Source organism: Roseicella sp. DB1501 (assembly GCF_013112485.1).
In the GTDB taxonomy this organism is placed as follows: Bacteria; Pseudomonadota; Alphaproteobacteria; order Acetobacterales; family Acetobacteraceae; genus Paracraurococcus.
Genome location: NZ_JABFHG010000016.1, coordinates 71,132 through 87,749 on the forward strand (window position 1 = coordinate 71,132; position 16,618 = coordinate 87,749).

Annotated in this window: 17 protein-coding genes; 8 read left to right on the forward strand and 9 right to left on the reverse strand. The window is 64.1% G+C overall.

The features are described 5' to 3' along the window. Positions 1-53 precede the first annotated feature (53 nt). The 7 genes from HJG45_RS24590 to HJG45_RS24615 all read left to right on the forward strand — a co-directional run bounded on the left by HJG45_RS24590 (position 54) and on the right by HJG45_RS24615 (position 4,570). A complete protein-coding gene (locus HJG45_RS24590) occupies positions 54-617 on the forward strand; it encodes a multiubiquitin domain-containing protein (RefSeq protein WP_217363032.1) in 564 nt (187 codons plus the stop codon). A 3-nt stretch (positions 618-620) separates the two neighbouring features. Beyond that, positions 621-1,001, forward strand: a complete 381-nt coding sequence (locus HJG45_RS24595; RefSeq protein ID WP_171616057.1) for an E2/UBC family protein — start codon at positions 621-623, stop codon at positions 999-1,001. Next, on the forward strand, positions 998-2,407 hold the full coding sequence (locus HJG45_RS24600) for a ThiF family adenylyltransferase (protein ID WP_171616059.1): 1,410 nt from the start codon (positions 998-1,000) through the stop codon (positions 2,405-2,407). The genes HJG45_RS24595 and HJG45_RS24600 overlap by 4 nt, the downstream gene beginning before the upstream one ends. Before the next feature lie 77 nt (positions 2,408-2,484). Further along, positions 2,485-2,820 carry a DUF6527 family protein gene (locus HJG45_RS29525; protein WP_368040676.1) on the forward strand — a complete coding sequence of 112 codons (336 nt, stop codon included), beginning with the start codon at positions 2,485-2,487 and terminating at the stop codon, positions 2,818-2,820. Continuing rightward, positions 2,817-3,041 carry a DUF2188 domain-containing protein gene (locus HJG45_RS24605; RefSeq protein ID WP_171616061.1) on the forward strand — a complete coding sequence of 75 codons (225 nt, stop codon included), beginning with the start codon at positions 2,817-2,819 and terminating at the stop codon, positions 3,039-3,041. Before HJG45_RS29525 ends, HJG45_RS24605 begins: the two co-directional genes overlap by 4 nt. 68 nt (positions 3,042-3,109) lie before the next feature. Next, positions 3,110-3,478 (forward strand): hypothetical protein, encoded by a 369-nt coding sequence (locus tag HJG45_RS24610; protein ID WP_171616063.1) that lies wholly within the window; start codon positions 3,110-3,112, stop codon positions 3,476-3,478. A gap of 129 nt (positions 3,479-3,607) precedes the next feature. Then, complete coding sequence (locus HJG45_RS24615; RefSeq protein ID WP_171616065.1) at positions 3,608-4,570, forward strand: Abi family protein; 963 nt, start codon at positions 3,608-3,610, stop codon at positions 4,568-4,570. A 66-nt stretch (positions 4,571-4,636) separates the two neighbouring features. On the opposite strand, the gene HJG45_RS24620 is transcribed toward HJG45_RS24615, so the two are convergent. From HJG45_RS24620 to HJG45_RS24660, 9 genes are all read right to left on the reverse strand, one after another. After that, on the reverse strand, positions 4,637-5,617 hold the full coding sequence (locus HJG45_RS24620; protein WP_171616067.1) for a hypothetical protein: 981 nt from the start codon (positions 5,615-5,617) through the stop codon (positions 4,637-4,639). A 491-nt stretch (positions 5,618-6,108) separates the two neighbouring features. Beyond that, a complete protein-coding gene (locus HJG45_RS24625; RefSeq protein WP_171616069.1) occupies positions 6,109-6,420 on the reverse strand; it encodes a hypothetical protein in 312 nt (103 codons plus the stop codon). Continuing rightward, positions 6,413-7,174 carry a ParA family protein gene (locus HJG45_RS24630; protein WP_302479806.1) on the reverse strand — a complete coding sequence of 254 codons (762 nt, stop codon included), beginning with the start codon at positions 7,172-7,174 and terminating at the stop codon, positions 6,413-6,415. The genes HJG45_RS24625 and HJG45_RS24630 overlap by 8 nt, the downstream gene beginning before the upstream one ends. A 950-nt stretch (positions 7,175-8,124) precedes the next feature. Then, positions 8,125-9,231 (reverse strand): replication initiator protein A, encoded by a 1,107-nt coding sequence (locus tag HJG45_RS24635; protein ID WP_171616073.1) that lies wholly within the window; start codon positions 9,229-9,231, stop codon positions 8,125-8,127. A 341-nt stretch (positions 9,232-9,572) separates the two neighbouring features. Beyond that, a complete protein-coding gene (locus HJG45_RS24640; protein WP_240757062.1) occupies positions 9,573-10,472 on the reverse strand; it encodes a copper resistance D family protein in 900 nt (299 codons plus the stop codon). Beyond that, positions 10,469-10,855 carry a copper resistance CopC family protein gene (locus HJG45_RS24645; RefSeq protein WP_165943569.1) on the reverse strand — a complete coding sequence of 129 codons (387 nt, stop codon included), beginning with the start codon at positions 10,853-10,855 and terminating at the stop codon, positions 10,469-10,471. Before HJG45_RS24645 ends, HJG45_RS24640 begins: the two co-directional genes overlap by 4 nt. Before the next feature lie 289 nt (positions 10,856-11,144). After that, entirely contained in the window at positions 11,145-11,501 is a 357-nt protein-coding gene (locus HJG45_RS24650) for a hypothetical protein (protein ID WP_132294233.1), read from the reverse strand. Between the two features lie 362 nt (positions 11,502-11,863). Then, a complete protein-coding gene (locus tag HJG45_RS24655) occupies positions 11,864-12,697 on the reverse strand; it encodes a copper resistance protein B (RefSeq protein ID WP_132294230.1) in 834 nt (277 codons plus the stop codon). A 16-nt stretch (positions 12,698-12,713) separates the two neighbouring features. After that, positions 12,714-14,621, reverse strand: a complete 1,908-nt coding sequence (locus HJG45_RS24660) for a copper resistance system multicopper oxidase (protein ID WP_254452762.1) — start codon at positions 14,619-14,621, stop codon at positions 12,714-12,716. A gap of 567 nt (positions 14,622-15,188) precedes the next feature. Between HJG45_RS24660 and HJG45_RS24665 the strand changes: the two genes are divergently transcribed. After that, positions 15,189-16,604 (forward strand): calcium-binding protein, encoded by a 1,416-nt coding sequence (locus HJG45_RS24665; protein ID WP_171616075.1) that lies wholly within the window; start codon positions 15,189-15,191, stop codon positions 16,602-16,604. Positions 16,605-16,618 lie beyond the last annotated feature (14 nt).

Here is a 16,618-nt window from a genome sequence, read left to right on the forward strand (position 1 = left end):
AGACATAGATGGCATGGCGAACCCGACAAGAGCAAGGGGGATGCCCGCTACAGGTGGCAAACCGTTACGGAAAGGTTGAAACTATGGTTGATACGTCACAGGATGAGATCGAGGACCTCGCCAGCACTGCCCTGGCGGGCCGGCGCCCCCGCGAGCACGGCCCGTACCGGGTGCTGTTCGGCAATGAGGAGCTCGCCTACCGGCCCGCTATCATCGCGGATCCGGTGCCAACCGGGCAGCAGCTGCTGGATGCCGCAGGCGCGCACCCGGCGAGCGAGCATTCGGTGTTCCAGCTGCTGAGCAACGGCCTGCTGGAAGGGCTGCGACCGGATGAGACCACCGACCTGCGCGAACGGGGCATCGAGAAATTTCTGATTTTCCGTAATGACCGGTCTCTTCGGTTCGAGCTGGACGGCCGGCAGTTTGAATGGGGCGGCACGTTCATCTCGGGCCGGACGCTGAAGTCGCTTGCCGGCGTTGATCCCCAGACTTACGGCGTCTGGCTGGAGGTTCGCGGCGCGGATGACCGGCCGATCGGGGATAGCGAGATGGTGGATCTCGCCGCCCGTGGGGTGGAGCATTTCTTCACCGGCATCGTCCAGACCACGGAGGGCTGATCGGTGACCGCCCTCCCCCTCAAATGCCGGCGGTATCTGACCGGGCGCGACATGCGCTTTGATGAAATCGAGGAAGGCGGCCAGAAGGCCGTCATCCTGCGCGGCGTGCCCCTGCCGGCTGGGCGCTTCGACGCTGCGGCGGCAGACATTCTGATTCTTCTGCCGGCGGGCTACCCGGACGTCGCCCCCGACATGTTCTATGCCCTGCCCTGGCTTCGCCTGGTGCCGGCGAATCGGTACCCCAACACCGCCGACCAGTCCTTCGTATTTGGCAGCCAGAATTGGCAGCGCTGGTCTCGCCACAACGATGCGTGGCGCTCAGGGGTCGACGGCATCTGGACCATGGTGAAGCGCGTCGAGACGGCGTTGGCGGTGGCGGCATGACGCCCGTCGATCTGACCCTGCAGGAGCCGCATCTGGAAGCGCTGCGCGGCCTGGTCCTACGCGAGGATGGGGTCGAAGCGGCGGCCTATTTGCTTTGCGGGGAGGCACGGATCGCCCGCGACCCTTGGGAGCGGCGAAGCCGGCGGCGCTTTACCTCCTATGCCGTTTTGCCGATTCCGCCGGAAGACGCGGTATCGGCCAGCCATACGCATGTCACCTGGTCGACCATGTCCTTCGTGCGCCTGCTGAAGCGGGCCAAGGAGGAGGGTCTGGTCGCGGGCATTGTCCACGCGCATCCGCGTGGTCCGGACCGCTTTTCCGACCAGGATGACCGCAATGAGCGCGAGCTGGCTCGCCTGGCGCGAAATCGCAATGGCGAGGATGCGGCCCTGCTCAGCGTGCTGCTGATCGGCGACGGCGCGGTGCGGGCGCGGTTGTGGCCGGATCTGCATGCCCCGGTCGCGGCGGATCCGGTCCGGGTCGTCGGGCGGCACCTCACCTTCCACGGTGCGCCGGCACCGGGAAGCGGTGGCCTCGAGGCCTTTGCCCGCCAAGCCCTGGCCTTCGGGCCGGAGCTTACCCCCCGGCTGCGTGCCTTACGCGTCGGCGTGGTTGGGTGCGGCGGCACCGGCAGCCCGACGGCGGTGCTGCTGGCGCGCCTCGGCGTAGGCCAGCTCGCTTTGTTTGACGATGATATCGTCGAGGTTACTAACCTGAACCGGCTCCACGGAGCACGGCGGGCGGACGCCGATGCCATGCGGCCGAAGGTCGAGACGCTCGCGCGCGAGATCACCGAGATGGGCCTCGGCACGCGGGTGGTGCCGGTGCGCGGCTGGATTGGTGACCCGGCCTGCCGCGACGTCCTGAAATCCTGCGACGTCATCTTCGGCTGCACGGATGACCATGACGGTCGGCTGCTGCTCAACCGCCTTGCCTATTTCTACCTGATCCCGGTGATCGATATGGGGCTGGCGATCGATCCGGCCCCGGGCGGTGGCCTGCGTGATCTGACCGGCCGTGTGACGGTGCTGACGCCGGGCGCACCCTGCCTTCTGTGCCGGGGCATCGTCGATCCGAGGATGGCGCGCGACGAGGATCTGCGCCGCAAGCAACCCGAGGAGCATGAGCGACGCAAGCGCGAAGCTTACGTTCGCGGTGGTGGTAATCCGGCGCCGGCGGTGGTGACCTTCACCACGGCCACGGCCTGCATGGCGGTGGATGAACTACTGCAGGGCCTGACCGGATTTCGCGGGCCTGACGGCTGGGTGTGGCAGCGGGCACGGCGTTTCGACCGTTTGGAGGACCGCCGCCCCGGTGCCACCCAGGATCCAAACTGCCCGGTCTGCAGCGACAGCGGCTACTGGGGGCGCGCCGATCTTGAGCCGTTCCTGGATCGGGTCGGTTAGCCATGTGGCGCGACGCGCTTCGCCGGCTCCTGGTCAGCCTGGGCGCCATCAAGCGGCCGGATTTGGTGGCTCGTACGATGGACCGCCATCCAACCCCCGAGGAATTGCCGGCAGGTAGGCTGGTCGTCGTCGAGGATGGCGGACGCCAGAAATGGGTCTGCTTCCGTTGCCCCGGTGGCTGCGGGGCGCGCCTGCAGTTGTCGCTCAATCCCACCCGCCGGCCGCGATGGGGCGTCTCCCTCGACTGGCTTCGCCGACCAAGCATCAGCCCGTCCGTGCATCAGACGAACGCCTGCCGCTGCCATTTCTGGGTGAAGCAGGGCGCGATTGATTGGTGCCGCGATACCGGCACCCGCCCGCCTGTCTCCAACACCCCGCTAGCCACTTCACCGATGGAAGGCCCATCACGATGACCAAGCGAAACCAGCATATTGTGCCGCATCCCGATGGGTGGGCGGTGCGAGGCGCCGGTAGCGAACGCGCCAGCTCGGTGCATAGCACCCAGCAGGAAGCGATCAGCCGCGGACGGGAGGTGTCCGGTAACCAGGGCACGGAGTTGCTCATCCATGGGCAGAACGGCCGCATCCGGGAGCGTGACAGCCACGGTAAGGATCGCTTCCCGCCCAAGGGTTAATCACCCAACATGCCCTACATATGCCCTGCACATGCAGGGCGTTTTTACAGATAGGAAGTACCAGCCCTATGGCGATGAAACTAGAAGTCGTGTCGGTCCATAACCACGGCAAAGCCGCGGAGGAGCATGTGCTCCTGCGGGCAAACGAAGATTGCGACGTCGGCAAGTATCTCCTGGCGGACAGCACGTTCCTGGACAACGGAAAGGTCTCCAACCGGCTGCGCCATCTCTTCTGGTTTCCTAAGAAAGCCGTCAAGAAGGGGGAGCTTGTCTCCGTCCGGACCGGCAAGGGCACCAACACCGAGGTCACCAACCAAAGTGGGACCAAGGTGCACCGTTTCTACTGGGGCTTAGGGGCAGCTGTGTGGAACGATGAGACGGACTGCGCGGTCCTGATCGAGGCGAATACCTGGCAGTTTCGTCGCGCCAAGGGATAGGGGGCGGGAGCGGACGTTCAGGACGACAAACTTGACTTTACGGTCTTGCTTCGCTAGATTGCTTTCATCAACACCGCCCTCGCCTCTCCGGTTTTCGGACCGTGATGCGTACTAGGGCGGTTTTTTATTATGGCCGTCCGTATTTATAGCCGCCCTGCCCTCTCGGTCGACGACCAGCTCGCGCGACTGCGGGCGCGCGGTATGCTCATCGTGGATGAGCCGCTGGCCCGCCATACACTCACCGTGGTCAGCTATTACCGCTTCACCGACTACGCACAGCCACTGCTCGACCCGGCGGCATCTACCATCTGCTACCGTGCCGGCACCGGCTTCGAGGACGTGCTCAGCATCGTTCGCTTCGATGAGGCACTGCGTGGCCTGCTCCTGCCCGTGCTGGAGCGCATCGAGATTGCCGCGCGCACGGTCATCTCCAACGATATGAGCGTACGGCACGGGCCGCACTGGTACCTCGACGCGGCCCACTATTCCGATCCGGTCCGTTCTGGCGAGACCATCGCCAGGATCCAGGCGGATATCGGACACACCGACCCGCGCAAGCGGCACGCCTCGGTCCGGCAATATTACGAAGACTATGACCAGCCGGTGATGCCGCCGAGCTGGATGGTGTTCGAAGCCCTGCCCTTCGGCACGGTGGCCAACATCTACCGCAACCTGAACGGCCACACCCACCAGTACCGCATTGCCAAGGCCTTCGGCCTACCCCACCAGCTGGTCGGCTCGTGGCTGTTTGCCTGCTCCTATTTGCGCAATCTGGTGGCGCATCACGGGCGGGTATGGAACCGCGTTTTCACCATTAAGCCGCACGTTCATACGCCCCATAAGGCCTACATGGATGGTCGCAATGACCGGCTATTCGGCTTTTGTGTGGTCCTGCAGCTGCTGAACAAGGCGATCTCGATGGAGACCGGCTTTGCCACCCAGCTGCGGGCGCTGCTGGAGGCCTACCCTGCCCTGCCGCTTGAGGCCATGGCATTCCCTGACGGCTGGGCCAAGCGGCCGCTGTGGCAGGAGAAGTTGCGGCGACCGCCCCCTCCCCTTCCTGCGACAGCGACTTTACCGAGCACCCCATAGTGGCAAATCTACGCCCTGCATATGCCCTGCGAAAGCAGGGCAAACGCCAGCCGCCTGCCCTGCCGTTTACTCCGCCACGTCGGACAGACCCGAGCGGCGCCGGGCGGTCTTCAAGGCGTCCAGCTGCCGATCCAGGTCGTGTGCAGCCGCTCCCCGCACGATGCTCGCCAGGGAATGCATCTCCTCCTCCATCTTTGACACCTCTTCCTCGCGTAGCCGCCGGAGCATCACGTCGCTGCTGACGATGGTCTGGTCGGTATCCTGGCCGGTGGTGAGGTAGGTCCCGACGAAGGTCATCCGCTGCTCGAGAACCTCGCCGATATCGGTGATGAAGTGGATGTAGTCGCCACGATGGCTGTAATTACGCTTCTCGAACATCCAGAACACCTTGTTGGAGAGGACGCGCAGGAAACCATCATATTCCCAGTACGGTGGGTAATTCGGCTCACGGTTGATGATGGGCACATTCAGCTTGCATCGGATGACCAGGCCACGCCGGATCTTCAGCACGTAGCGGACGCGCAGTCCGCATAACAGCCATTCCGAGCCGCGCCGCATCCACATCCGGTAGGCACCGCCATAGGCGGCGAGGCGCTGGCTGGCCTGAGCGCGACCAGTCTGGTCGGCCGGATACAGGAGCGAGGGAAAGACCGGCCAGTGGTCATAGATGATGTTGTCGATAATCTGCTGAGCCGTGCTGATATCCATGCCGAACCGGCGAGCCGTGTCATAGAGATGCTCGCCAGGCTCCGGCAGAAAATAAACGTCACGTATTTCCTCGATGCGGTCTAGAATCTGCTCTTTCTCGCCCGGGCCGTATTGTTTTGCTTTGATTGTATTTTCTACGGCGCGAAATACCTCTTCGGCAAACCCTTCATCGATCGGCCGGCCCAGTTTCCAGTAATGCCAGGTCGCCGCAGCAATGTCGGCTTCCGCCAGAATATCCACCTGCTTGATGCCGCGTGGCGATTTGAGGATCCGGTTCCACCACCGGCTCTTTGGTGACAGGAACAAGATCATGATCTTGTTCTTCTTGGGCAAGGACATGGCAGCTCCTCCGATCAAGCACGGAGGCTCCGCGCGGTGAAACTTTCACCCAGGCTTCACCCGCCAGCAATAATCCGCCGGCCGTTCGGGAGGTCACGATTTGGGTTAGGTGGGTCGACCAGGGTGGCAGCGGAGACGAAAAATGTCCTGCCTACGGCCGAGCAGGCCACAAGATGGAAGCGGTGCTACGGCGCTGGTGTGTGAAGCGCAACTGGCGTCGGGCGAACTCTCCCGTGAGGTCATGCAGCACCTCCGAGAGCTGCATCCCGAGCTGCTGGGTGCGCTGCCGCCACCGCTGGTGGAGCTGTTGCAGCAGACAGTTCAGCAGCACGGGGTGCAATGGCTGTGCGCGACGGCCCAATGGTGGGCAGACCGCCAAGGCGGTGAGGATGCGGAACGCTGCAGTCACTGCCGCGGGCCGCTTTAAATCCGAAAAACAGGGAACATGCCCTGCAATGGCAGGGCATGTGCAGGGCGACTGTCCTGCCTGCTCAGTCCATGTCGGAGCGGGCGTGCCGAACGGCGTCGACCAGGGCCCGGGCATCGGCCTTTTCCCCAAGCACCAGCAGGCCGCGCAGGAGATCGGAATCTTTGATGGGGCGGCCAGCCTCTTCGCTGACGCGTGCCACAAGGCGCTGCAGGCGGCTTTCCTCGGTGCCGCTCAGGCGTACCGTGTGATTGCGGCGGCGGCCTACTGTCTCGCGCTTGATGGCGGGCCGGTCGGCCGCGCTCGTCTCGGCCGTGCTGATGGCCAACTGGCCCAGTTTGCTGCCCCCTGCCCCACCGAGCTGCCGCTTAGCCATGACGCAGCACCTCCTGCGTCAGCGCCTCGAAATCCTGAGCCCCATGTCCGCTCGGATCGAAGGTGAAAATCGGCTCGCCCGTGATCTGGGCCTGGTTGATCGCCTCGGTCTTGCGGATCACCGTCTGCAGCAGCAGGTCTTTCACCCCTTCAAGCTCGCGATTGACGTAATCGTTGGTCTGGCGGTTCCGGCTGTCGAAGGCGTTGCGCAGGATAAAACGTCCGCCTGGCCGCTCGCCCCGGAGCACTTCAATCGAGGCGAAGAGATCGGCGATGCCGTCGAGGGAATATTTTCCGTAGGTCGTGGGGATCAGGATGGTATCCGCGGTGTAGATGGCGTTGGCCGTGATCACACCGAGATTTGGAGGGCAATCCAGCAGGATGACATCGTAGGTATCTTTCAGGCGCTTCAGCGCCCGGTCGAGGATCTGCTCCCGGAAGTGATGCGAGATGACCCGCTCGGCGGTCACCGCCAAGTGGATGTTGGACGGGATGATCGAGAGATTGGTGGTCGCCTCACCTTTCGCTTCGGCGGGACGCACCAGAGCGGACAGGTCGGTTTTGCGGTCCTCGAACACCGCCCCGATGGTGGCGTCCTTATCGACCTGGGGGCAGTAGATCGCGGTGGAATGGGCTTGCGGGTCGAGGTCGATCAGCAGCGTACGTTTGCCGGCCCGTGCCAGCCCGTAAGCAAGATTGACGGAGACCGTGGTTTTTCCCACGCCTCCCTTCTGGTTCAGCACCGTGATTTTCATAGGGCTCCGCCGTCGGTTGTGCTGGGCGAAGGCAGGGCGTTCGCCTTGCATGCGCCCTGCGTTTGCAGGGCAACCATGAGCAGTTGCGAGGCCGTCGTCAAACCGCACGCGTCAAAATCGATGCCGCAGCAGCGGATCGGCGGACCGGTGTGGCGAATAAGCCGCGGAGGGCGCCTGCCGATGCAGGGCTTTCGCAGGGCAACGGCGCAAAAGGGCGGAAGCTCAGAAATCTCGGCGGACCGATCGCCGGCGGATCCTGCCCTGGCCGGACCGCTTCATTCGCTTCTTCGACATCGGTTAAGGCTCAGGGAAGCCCACAGACGGAGCCGATGCCTCCGCAGCACCCGAGGGGGCACTTTTTGGCTTCACTGCCTTCCTGGCGCAGCTATGGGGCACTGGCGGTGCCATTCGTCGCGCACCCCTTCTGCAAGCCAATCTTTTCCGTTCCACAGGGGAGGGCGGTCATGGAGTCCACTTGTCGATGACCATCATAGCTCGGTCGTTCTCGTTCGATCGGGAACGGTGAATGCGGGTCGGCTCGACGAACAGCTGGAGCGCGTAGCGCTCGCCGTTTCTCCCTTCAGTGCCGCTGCTGCCAGTCGTCGTCGGGACTTTGGGAACGCTTATCCCCAGGCTCGGCGGGTTAGAGAGGTTAGATATACTAGAGTTAAAGAGTTAAGGGCCTCAGACCGCTCGAATCTGCTCCGAATTTCAGTGACTTACGAGAAGTGCCCGTTCCTGATATCCCGTGGATCTGTTCCTGAAGTCCCGAGGGTCGCGTTCCTGATGTCCCGTGGATCCGTTCCTGAAGTCCCGAGCCTCCGTTCCTGATATCCCGATAGGCTGTGGATAACTCGCCCTTTGGCTACCAGGGCTAGGCACAGGTGGCGCTAACCCGCAGAAACCGTAGCGCCTGCAGGCCATCTATCGGGATATTAGGAACAGCCGGTTTAGGCGCGCCGGGCATGGTGCTGACGCACAAACCCGTAGAAGGCCGCCTCGTAATTTGCGGGGGCGCGGCCCTCCTTGCTGGCCAGCCAGCCGTCAAACTCGATCTGCAGTTCGTCAAGGTCCCAGCCGGGAAAATCGCGGCGGATGCGGGCGACGGCGTCGGCGGACAGGACATGCCGTGGCTGGAAGAGCGGGAGGGCAGGGGGCGGATCGGGCGGCGCAGGTTTCGCCCCTCGAGGCGGCGCTGGAGGCACTGATGACGGTTCCTCGGATGACGGGGTGGCATCCCGGCGGATCATGCGCAGCAGTGGCTCGCCCTTGCCGTGCTCGAGGCTCAGATTGAAGTTGGGAAGCTTGTTCTCGTTGGCGATCGCCTGCATCTCGAACTTGAAGCGGCGATAGGTGCCTTCGGCGCCCGATTTTTCGAACAGCGTCTGCAGGGAGATGGCGAAGCCGTCCGGCCCGGCGCCGCCAGCATGCTTACGCGCCACGCGGTACAGCCAACGCTCGCGGCCGCCCGTGATCGAAAAATACACCGGATCGATCGATAGCAGGCCGCCATCCATGAGGATGCCCTCGTAGAACCATTCCGAGAGCGTCAGCGTCATGCCGCGGCTGGCGCCGGTCTCCTCGTCCTGGAGGTCGGTCCAGCCTTCGACCCAGCTGAACTGACGGTGCTTCTTACCCCGGCTGACCCGGATGTTGGTGACCACCGTAGTGGCCTGCAGCCGCCCCAACCCCTCGCGCAGCAGCTTGTACTCGCGTCCGCCGGTCTCCCGGTAGATCGTCTTGAGCAGCTCATAGGGATGGAAATGCAGCGTACGCGGCAGGTCATTGATGCCGCGCTTGCGCATCTCGTTGAGCACCGAGGCCGCCCAGATCAGCACGTCGGCATCCCAGATCGTCGCCATCCCGAATTCGGGGTTGGCGGTGACGCGGACGAAGACACCGTCGCGGCTGGTGTACTCGATGGCCTTCAGCCGCTTGCGCTTCGAAAGGCTGAAAAAGGGCCGTTCCATCGTCTCGCGCTGGTCGCGCATCGGCAGGTCCGCCACGTAGGGGACGAACAGGTCGAATTGCGGGTCGGCGGATCGGCGGGTCACCATGCGATGGGGCTGATTAAACTGAGTTTCATTGAGTCATAGAACCATAATGACTGCAAGCACTTAGTATAACATGCCCTGCCAATGCAGGGCAAGCGCCTTGCATTGGCAGGGCAGATGCAGGGCGCTTCTGGGTCTTGCTCTGCCCATGGATCGATCCGTGACGACGGTCGACATCGTGCTGGTTGGTCGCTCCGGGGCGAAGAGGAGAGTGGCGGAAAGCCGGTTATCGTGCCGAGGCGTCCGCCGTATCGGGGTTGCCCCACTTCGCTGCAAAAGAAAGCGTCCTTAAGCGGAGACCGGGCCACCCCTTCCACGGGACTGCCGCGTGCCTGAGCGACAGGCTAGTTCATTGCATGGACCAGGGTATCCGGGGAGGTCGAGACCATCTCGGCCGCCGCATAAAGCACGAGCATGGCCACCAGCGCTTCCATGGCGATCGACCGAGCCAGCCGGCGTCCTGCGCCTGGAATGTTGGCAGCGAGGGCAGGGGTTAGTCGGCGATGGTGCCAGGCGGCAAAGCCCAACAGGACGCTTACCAGAGCAAGCTTCGCCAGAAGTGCCCAGCCATACCAGGAGGCAAAAAGCTGCTGCACGCCACCCAAAATCCACCAGGCGAGCAGCAGGCCGGCCACCGCGAGCACCGGCACGGCGATCATGGCGACACGCGCCCAGGCCTCGACCAGGTGCGCCGCCGCCGGGCCTTCACGCCTGGCGCTCCAGGCGAGGGGTAGCAAGCTGCCGATCCAGAAGGCGGCCACCAGTAGATGGACCAGCAACAGCCCCGCCAGAACCGGTCGCGGTGTCAGCATAGTGGTATGCCCGAGCAGGGCGTAGCTGGCGCAAACAAGAACGCCACCGAGAGCCGCAGGTATCGTCCAGCGTGAGCCCACGGCCAGCAACGCGACGAGCAGCAGGCCGGCACCCCCCAGCCCGTAGGAGCTGCCGGCCCGGGAGGCGAGTACGACGTTCCATACCTCCGGATCGGTGAGCGCTTCACCGTCGGTGAGCACGCCAACCTGGGCGGCTAGCGCGCCGATCCCGGCCAGTAACCCGAGTACTGCAGCACCCAGTGCCCAGCGGCGCAGCCGCTCAGCATCGGTCGCTTCCTGGCGGGAGCCTAATAACAAGGCGAAAAACGCCAGTCCTGCCCCGCCGAGGCTGCCGACATAGTAGGCGGCGCGCAGCACGACGGCGGCGCCGGGATACCCCACCTGGCCGCTTTGCAGCGCCGCCAGAATCACCGCGACGGCTCGATGCGGAACCGCACCGCGCTGCCGCCGACATGTCCGTCGGGCGATGCACCGCGCCATTCGATCCGGTAGTCGCCCGGCGGCAGCGTGCCCTGCACCGTGGCGCGGGCCTCGCTCGTGGCGGCGGTGCGATCACCCTCACGTCGAAGCGGCCTTTCCTTCCCGGCCTGATCCACCAGGCGCAGGGTCATCACCTGCACCGGAACGGGAAAGGCAAGAAAGATCGAGGTAGGCGCGGTGCGCAGCACCGCGCCATCGGCGGGTTCGGAATGGTGCAGATCGGAGTGGGCCGCGGCCGGCGTCGCAGTCGCCAGCGCCAGCAAAGCGGCAAAGGCGGCCGCTATGCGGCGGGAATGGCGAAGGGCAGGGGTCATGCGGTACCTCGGTGCGTTAGTGGACATGAGCAGGGCCGGCGGTCGCGGGTGCTCGGCCGGGATTCAGCGCCGCGGCCGGCACCGCGGAGGGCCGTTGGTTCTCACCCGGTACTCCCTCGCCTGAAGCATGCGCAGGCGTGACAGCGCGCTGAAGTCCGGCGGTGGACGCCGCGCAGGCGGCAAGCAGGGCGGCAGTCGCCGTGAGCAGCATCGAAGTCCGCAGATAGCTCATCGTGATCTCCTGGCGACATGCCCGTGGCGGCGCTAGCGGACCGCCACGGGCATCGGATTAGTTGGTGCGGCGGGGTTGCGGGGTGGCAGGCCCATGGCCGTGCTGCACCTCAGGGCCGCCACTTCCACTGTTGCCAGTGATCGTGCCACCCGACGGACTGCCCATATTGCCGCCGCCCATACGGCTATGGTCCATCGCGGCGTCGGCGCTGCCGCCACCCTGCGGCGTCAAGGTCGGTGCCGGTGTTCCTGGCCGGGTCGCCTGGCCTTGGCCGCCCATGCGGCTGTGATCCATCTCGGCGTCGGCGCTGCCGCCACCTTGCGGTGACAAGGTGGGTTGAGCGATCGCGCTGCCGGTGACGACCAGCAGGGCGGCAACGCCCGTAAGCAGAGGACTGGCGTATTTACTAGTCATGGCACTATCCTTTTTTCCGACCTTCTTTTGTTGCTAACGGAATGCCGATTTTGAAGGTCATCGGCCATAACTATTACCGCTAGCATGACGGTGTCGCAACATCATCCAGGTAACCAAACGGGGACGTCAGAGCACAGAGTGCATTAAACTATTAAAATTGCTTGTTATCAGATCCATCGGGCAATGCTTTGTCATAGAGTAACATTGCGAACGGTCCCGACAAACTTTGCAGAACCAGCAATATTTTAAAATAATTAGGACGCGTCGTCCTGCTGTGCTGACGAGCTGGGCAGCAAAGGAATCGCTTGCGTCCGCAGGGCACTTGCAAGGCATAAGCCCTGCAGGTGCCCTGCGACATGGAATCAAAAGAAGAGCCGGATGCCGGCAACGACGGTGGATTGGGAGGGTTTTTCGCCCAGGCGGCGGTTCAGGCCGGCCGCGCCGCCAGTGTAGGATTCATACGAGTAGCCAATATAGGGCGCGAACTCGCGGGTGATCTCGTAGCGCAGCCGCAGGCCAGCCTCGACCCGGTAAAGGCCAGGAGCGATCAGCGCATCGCTATCGCGCCCAGCAGCAAAATTGAGCTCCGCCTCGGGCTGCAGGATCAGGCGGTTGGTGATCAGCAGGTCGTACGATGCGGCGGCACGCGCGAGCAGGGTGCCGCGTTCGCTGACAAAGCCATGCAACTGGACCTCGAAGAAGCCGGGCGCCAGGCCCTGCAGACCGAACACACCATAGGTGCGGGAAGGCGTGCCTTGCCGCGGATCGATCTGAAAATCATGGCGCACGCCGGCCTGGACATCCCAATAATAGCCAACGAGGCGGGAGTAGAGCGCTTGCACCTCGGCCCGCTCCAGCCCGCCGCGGTCGCGGTTCGTTTCACCGCGGGCATTGACCCAAATGCGGTGATAATCGCTGCCGTAATAACCGAGCCCCTCCCAGGCAAATAGGGGATTGCCGCGGCCGTTGCTGCGCATCTCGAGCTGGTCGAACAGGACTGCCCCAAAATACAGCGGCGCATGGCCGCTATGCTCGTCCGCACTGGCCACGGTCATGCTGCCGCCGGACACGGGGGAGGGACGTGGCGCCGCGGGTGTAGCGTGCGCCTCGTGGCCGCCGGCTTGCTGTGCCCAGGCGGCGGGCGCCATCAGCGCCCAGACTCCTACCGCCAACACCTGCAAGAACTTGGACGTCATGCTGATCCCCGCGCCGTTAGTGAGAGTGAGCCGCAGGCATTGCAGCGGACGTTTGCCGCGGCGCGGCCGCGACCGGGGCGCCGTCCCGCACGACCCGGAAGATCCGCATCATGCCGGATTCCATGTGGTAGAGCAGATGGCAGTGGAAGGCCCAGTCGCCCTCCGCATCGACGATGATGTCCACGTCCTGCGTCGTGCCAGGCTTGATGTTCACCACGTGCTTGCGCGGATTGAAGGCACCCTTGCCAAGCTCCGGCACCATCCACATGCCGTGCAGATGCATCGGGTGGTTCATCATGGTTTCGTTAATGAAGCGGATGCGTAGGCGTTCTCCCAGCCGGGCGACGATTGGCTGCGCGTTCCAGAATTCATTGCCGTTCATCGACCAGATGTAGCGCTCCATGTTGCCGGTGAGCCGCACTTCGATCATGCGGTCGTAGGGGCGGAATTCCGGATCGGCGCGTAGCGGCCGCAGGTCGCGGTAGGACAACACACGGGCGCCCGGCGGTGCGCCGGTATCCTGGGTCAGCGGGTCGGCCATCGTGCCGTGGCCCATCGCCGCATGCGCGGACATGCCGCCGGCGGTCGTGGCAGGCGGCGTACCAGGGCCGTTCGCGCCGCCCTGCTGGACCGGTGCCGGGGGCATGGCGTGGCCCATGGCGGCATGGTCCATCGGCATGTCCATCGCCATCGGCGGTTGCGCCGGGGCGGCGGCGGCGCCATGGCCCATGGCTGCGTGATCGGGTGCGGCGCCGCCGGCCATGGCGCCTGAGCCCATCGACCCATGGTTCATGCCGCCCATGGGAGCGACCTGGCCGGGCCGGTCGGTCTCGGGCTGCGGCGTGCCGCGATCCAGTCCGGTAGGACCAGGGGTCATATACATGTCCGCCATGGTCAGAATCGGCCGCGCCCGGTGCGGCGGCAACGGCGCGGGCGGTGTGGCCGCGCGCGGCGCAAGCTGCGCCCGCGCCCAGCCGGTCCGGTCCATCGTCTCGGCGAGAATCTGGTACGCACGGTCCTCGCGCGGCTCGACGATGACATCGTAGGTTTCGGCCACGGCGATCCGGAGTTCGTCGACCACGACGGGCTGGATGTTGTTTCCGTCTGCCTGCACCACGGTCATCTTCAGGCCGGGGATGCGCACGTCAAAATAGGTCATGGCACCGGAATTGATCAGGCGCAGCCGGACCCGCTCACCAGGGCGAAACAGCAAGTTCGCTGGCGTTTCCGGCCGGATGCCGTTGACCAGATAGCGGTAGGTCGCACCGGTGATATCGGCGATGTCGGTGGGATCCATCCGCATATTGCCCCACTCGATGCGGTTCTGGATAATGGCCCGCTGGGCATCGCCATCCGGTGCACGACGCAAGTCGCGCAGCAAATCGGTCAGGGTGCGGCGGTTATAGTTGTAGTAGCTCGGGTCGCGCTTGAGGTTCTGCAGCACCCGCGCCGGCCGTTCGTCGGTCCACTCGGAAAGCTGGACGACATGCTGGCGATCGTAGCGAAACGGCTCCGGCTCGCGCGGGTCGATGATGATCGGCGCATAAAGGCCGCGCTGCTCATGATCGAGGTTGTGCGCATGATACCAGTAGGTGCCGGACTGCACGACGGGGAAGCGGTACTCAAAGGTCTCACCCGGACCGATGCCGCGTACAAAGCCCGTGCTGAAGCCGGGCGCGCCGTCCATGGTGGCTGGCAGAATCAGGCCATGCCAGTGGATGCTGCTTGCTTCCTGCATCTTGTTGGTCACGCGGATGACGGCGTCCTCGCCTTCGCGCAAGCGCAGCAGCGGCCCCGGGAATTGGCCGTTGACCGTGACGGCCGGACGGTCCTCCCCGTTGAAGTTCACGGTTCGCTGCTCAAGCACCAGATCGATGGGCTGTGCCAAGGCCGGTACGGCCAGTGCGATCAGCACCAGGCTCATCAGCAGCGAGCGCGCAACGGCGCACCAAGGCTTTGTTATCATCATTCCATCACCCTTCGCTCAAAGCGCAGCGAGCGACCTCGCTCGCACAGGCGAGCAGGCAGTACCGGCCCGAGCGAAGGAAACTGCCGGGCTGGCACTTGATCTTCAATGCACAGACGGTCTTGGGACATACTACGTAATACAAGGACAGCACCGAACTGACTGGCAGGCGGTTCAGCTCGTGCGGGCGGCATGACTGAGACGGATTGCATAAGGCTCTCGGCAGCCAATACCGATCGGCCCGTCACCGCATCCCATAAGCCGGCCTGATTCATCGCGCCCACTACTTACAACATTGAACGCAATAATCCAATATCGAAACTTAATCTCGATTGAGCGTTGTGAAAGAAACAAAGAAGACGAAAGGCGCAAGCCGCGAGGCCTGGAAGATATTCTGCCATCGAGATGCTGACATACTATGTCATGCACTTCGTTTGAACTGACGTCATCCGGTCGGGTTCTCGGTCGCTGCGCAGCCCACCAGACAAGGCGGGTAGCCGGACCAGCAACAAGACGGAGGACGATATGAAAAACGGTAGAACGATCAGCGAGACCGGGCAGGAGCAGGCCTCGGCCGCGTTCACCGGCATGCCTGATCATCAGTTGGCTATTGGTGGTCCGGGCACGGACCAGTTCGGCGGTACGGATGCCGCCGATCATTACTGGGGCTTGGCGGGTGCGGATGCGTTGGGAGGAGGCGCCGAGGGCGACGTGCTGACCGGCGGCGAGGGGCCGGATCTGCTCTCCGGCGGGCCTGGCATGGACCATCTGCATGGCGAAGCGGGGAACGACACGCTCTACGGTGGGGCAGACTCCGATGCGTTGATGGGCGGTCCGGGCAATGACTATCTGGACGAAGGTCCCGGCCATAGCAGCATGGACGGAGAGGAAGGCAACGACACCCTGGTAGGCGGCCTGGGACCCGACGCCTTCATCGTACGTCCGGGCTCAGGCGATGACGTCATCCGTGATTTCACCGCGGGCCCCGGGGTGGGTGACCACCTGGCGCTTCAGGACATTCGGTGGGACGACCTCACGGTCACCGATACGGATGGGGGCGTGAAGGTCAGCTGGGACAGCGGCTCGGTGTTGCTCGAAGGCGTACAGAAGGCTGAGCTGTCGCAAGACGATTTCATGTTCTTCAACCAGCCGGACCTGCCGCCGGCGGCGCGTGCACCCGAGGGACCGACAGAGGAGCGTCCGAGCCCAAGTGAGGACGGCCCGTCCATCACCGGCGCCTTGCCTCCGGTGGATACCGGCGTGGTCCCGTCGGACGGTGAGCACGCCCGCACCCTTTCGTTCGATAGCTATGCCGCCATCATCGGAACCGATGACGCCGAGCAACTGCGCGGCAGCAGCGCCTGGGACCAGATCTTCGGTCGAGCAGGCGATGACCGTCTATTGGGCCAGGAAGGGGACGACGTGCTCGACGGCGGTGCAGGCAATGATTGGCTGCGCGGGGGCGCGGGACCGGACCAGCTGGAAGGCGGTCCCGGCAACGATCGCCTGATCGGCAACGCCGAGAACGACGAGCTGATGGGCGGACCGGGCAATGACTGGCTCGCCGAAGGCCCCGGCCACGGCATGCTCGAGGGAGGGCCTGGCAATGACATCTTGCTGGGCGGTTCGGGCTCAGACGCCTTCATGGTCTCGCCCGACAGTGGGGATGATGTGGTGCTCGATTTCCGCGCGACCGGCTTGGCGCAGGGCTTATTCGATCATATCGCCTTCCGCGATATTGAAGCGAGCGACGTCACGGTGCAGGACATGAAACTCGGCGCTGAAGTGGCCTGGGACGTGGACCATGACGGAACAAACGACGGCTCCGTCCTGCTGCTTGGGGTGGCCAAGGACGAATTGCGGCAGAGCGACTTCATGTTTGAGACGCCGCAGTTTGTCGACGGCATAAGTGACGTGGGATCCTGGTATATCTTCAGCTGACCAGCAGCGCGCCG

What these genes read in the sequence shown, in the direction of transcription:
- HJG45_RS24600 (WP_171616059.1), top strand. Translation starts at nt 998, where the DNA reads ATGACGCCCGTCGATCTGACCCTGCAGGAGCCGCATCTGGAAGCGCTG.
- HJG45_RS29525 (WP_368040676.1), top strand. Translation starts at nt 2,485, where the DNA reads ATGGACCGCCATCCAACCCCCGAGGAATTGCCGGCAGGTAGGCTGGTC.
- HJG45_RS24605 (WP_171616061.1), top strand. Translation starts at nt 2,817, where the DNA reads ATGACCAAGCGAAACCAGCATATTGTGCCGCATCCCGATGGGTGGGCG.
- HJG45_RS24610 (WP_171616063.1), top strand. Translation starts at nt 3,110, where the DNA reads ATGGCGATGAAACTAGAAGTCGTGTCGGTCCATAACCACGGCAAAGCC.
- HJG45_RS24615 (WP_171616065.1), top strand. Translation starts at nt 3,608, where the DNA reads ATGGCCGTCCGTATTTATAGCCGCCCTGCCCTCTCGGTCGACGACCAG.
- HJG45_RS24620 (WP_171616067.1), bottom strand. Translation starts at nt 5,617, where the DNA reads ATGTCCTTGCCCAAGAAGAACAAGATCATGATCTTGTTCCTGTCACCA.
- HJG45_RS24625 (WP_171616069.1), bottom strand. Translation starts at nt 6,420, where the DNA reads ATGGCTAAGCGGCAGCTCGGTGGGGCAGGGGGCAGCAAACTGGGCCAG.
- HJG45_RS24630 (WP_302479806.1), bottom strand. Translation starts at nt 7,174, where the DNA reads ATGAAAATCACGGTGCTGAACCAGAAGGGAGGCGTGGGAAAAACCACG.
- HJG45_RS24635 (WP_171616073.1), bottom strand. Translation starts at nt 9,231, where the DNA reads ATGGTGACCCGCCGATCCGCCGACCCGCAATTCGACCTGTTCGTCCCC.
- HJG45_RS24645 (WP_165943569.1), bottom strand. Translation starts at nt 10,855, where the DNA reads ATGACCCCTGCCCTTCGCCATTCCCGCCGCATAGCGGCCGCCTTTGCC.
- HJG45_RS24650 (WP_132294233.1), bottom strand. Translation starts at nt 11,501, where the DNA reads ATGACTAGTAAATACGCCAGTCCTCTGCTTACGGGCGTTGCCGCCCTG.
- HJG45_RS24655 (WP_132294230.1), bottom strand. Translation starts at nt 12,697, where the DNA reads ATGACGTCCAAGTTCTTGCAGGTGTTGGCGGTAGGAGTCTGGGCGCTG.
- HJG45_RS24660 (WP_254452762.1), bottom strand. Translation starts at nt 14,621, where the DNA reads ATGAGCCTGGTGCTGATCGCACTGGCCGTACCGGCCTTGGCACAGCCC.
- HJG45_RS24665 (WP_171616075.1), top strand. Translation starts at nt 15,189, where the DNA reads ATGAAAAACGGTAGAACGATCAGCGAGACCGGGCAGGAGCAGGCCTCG.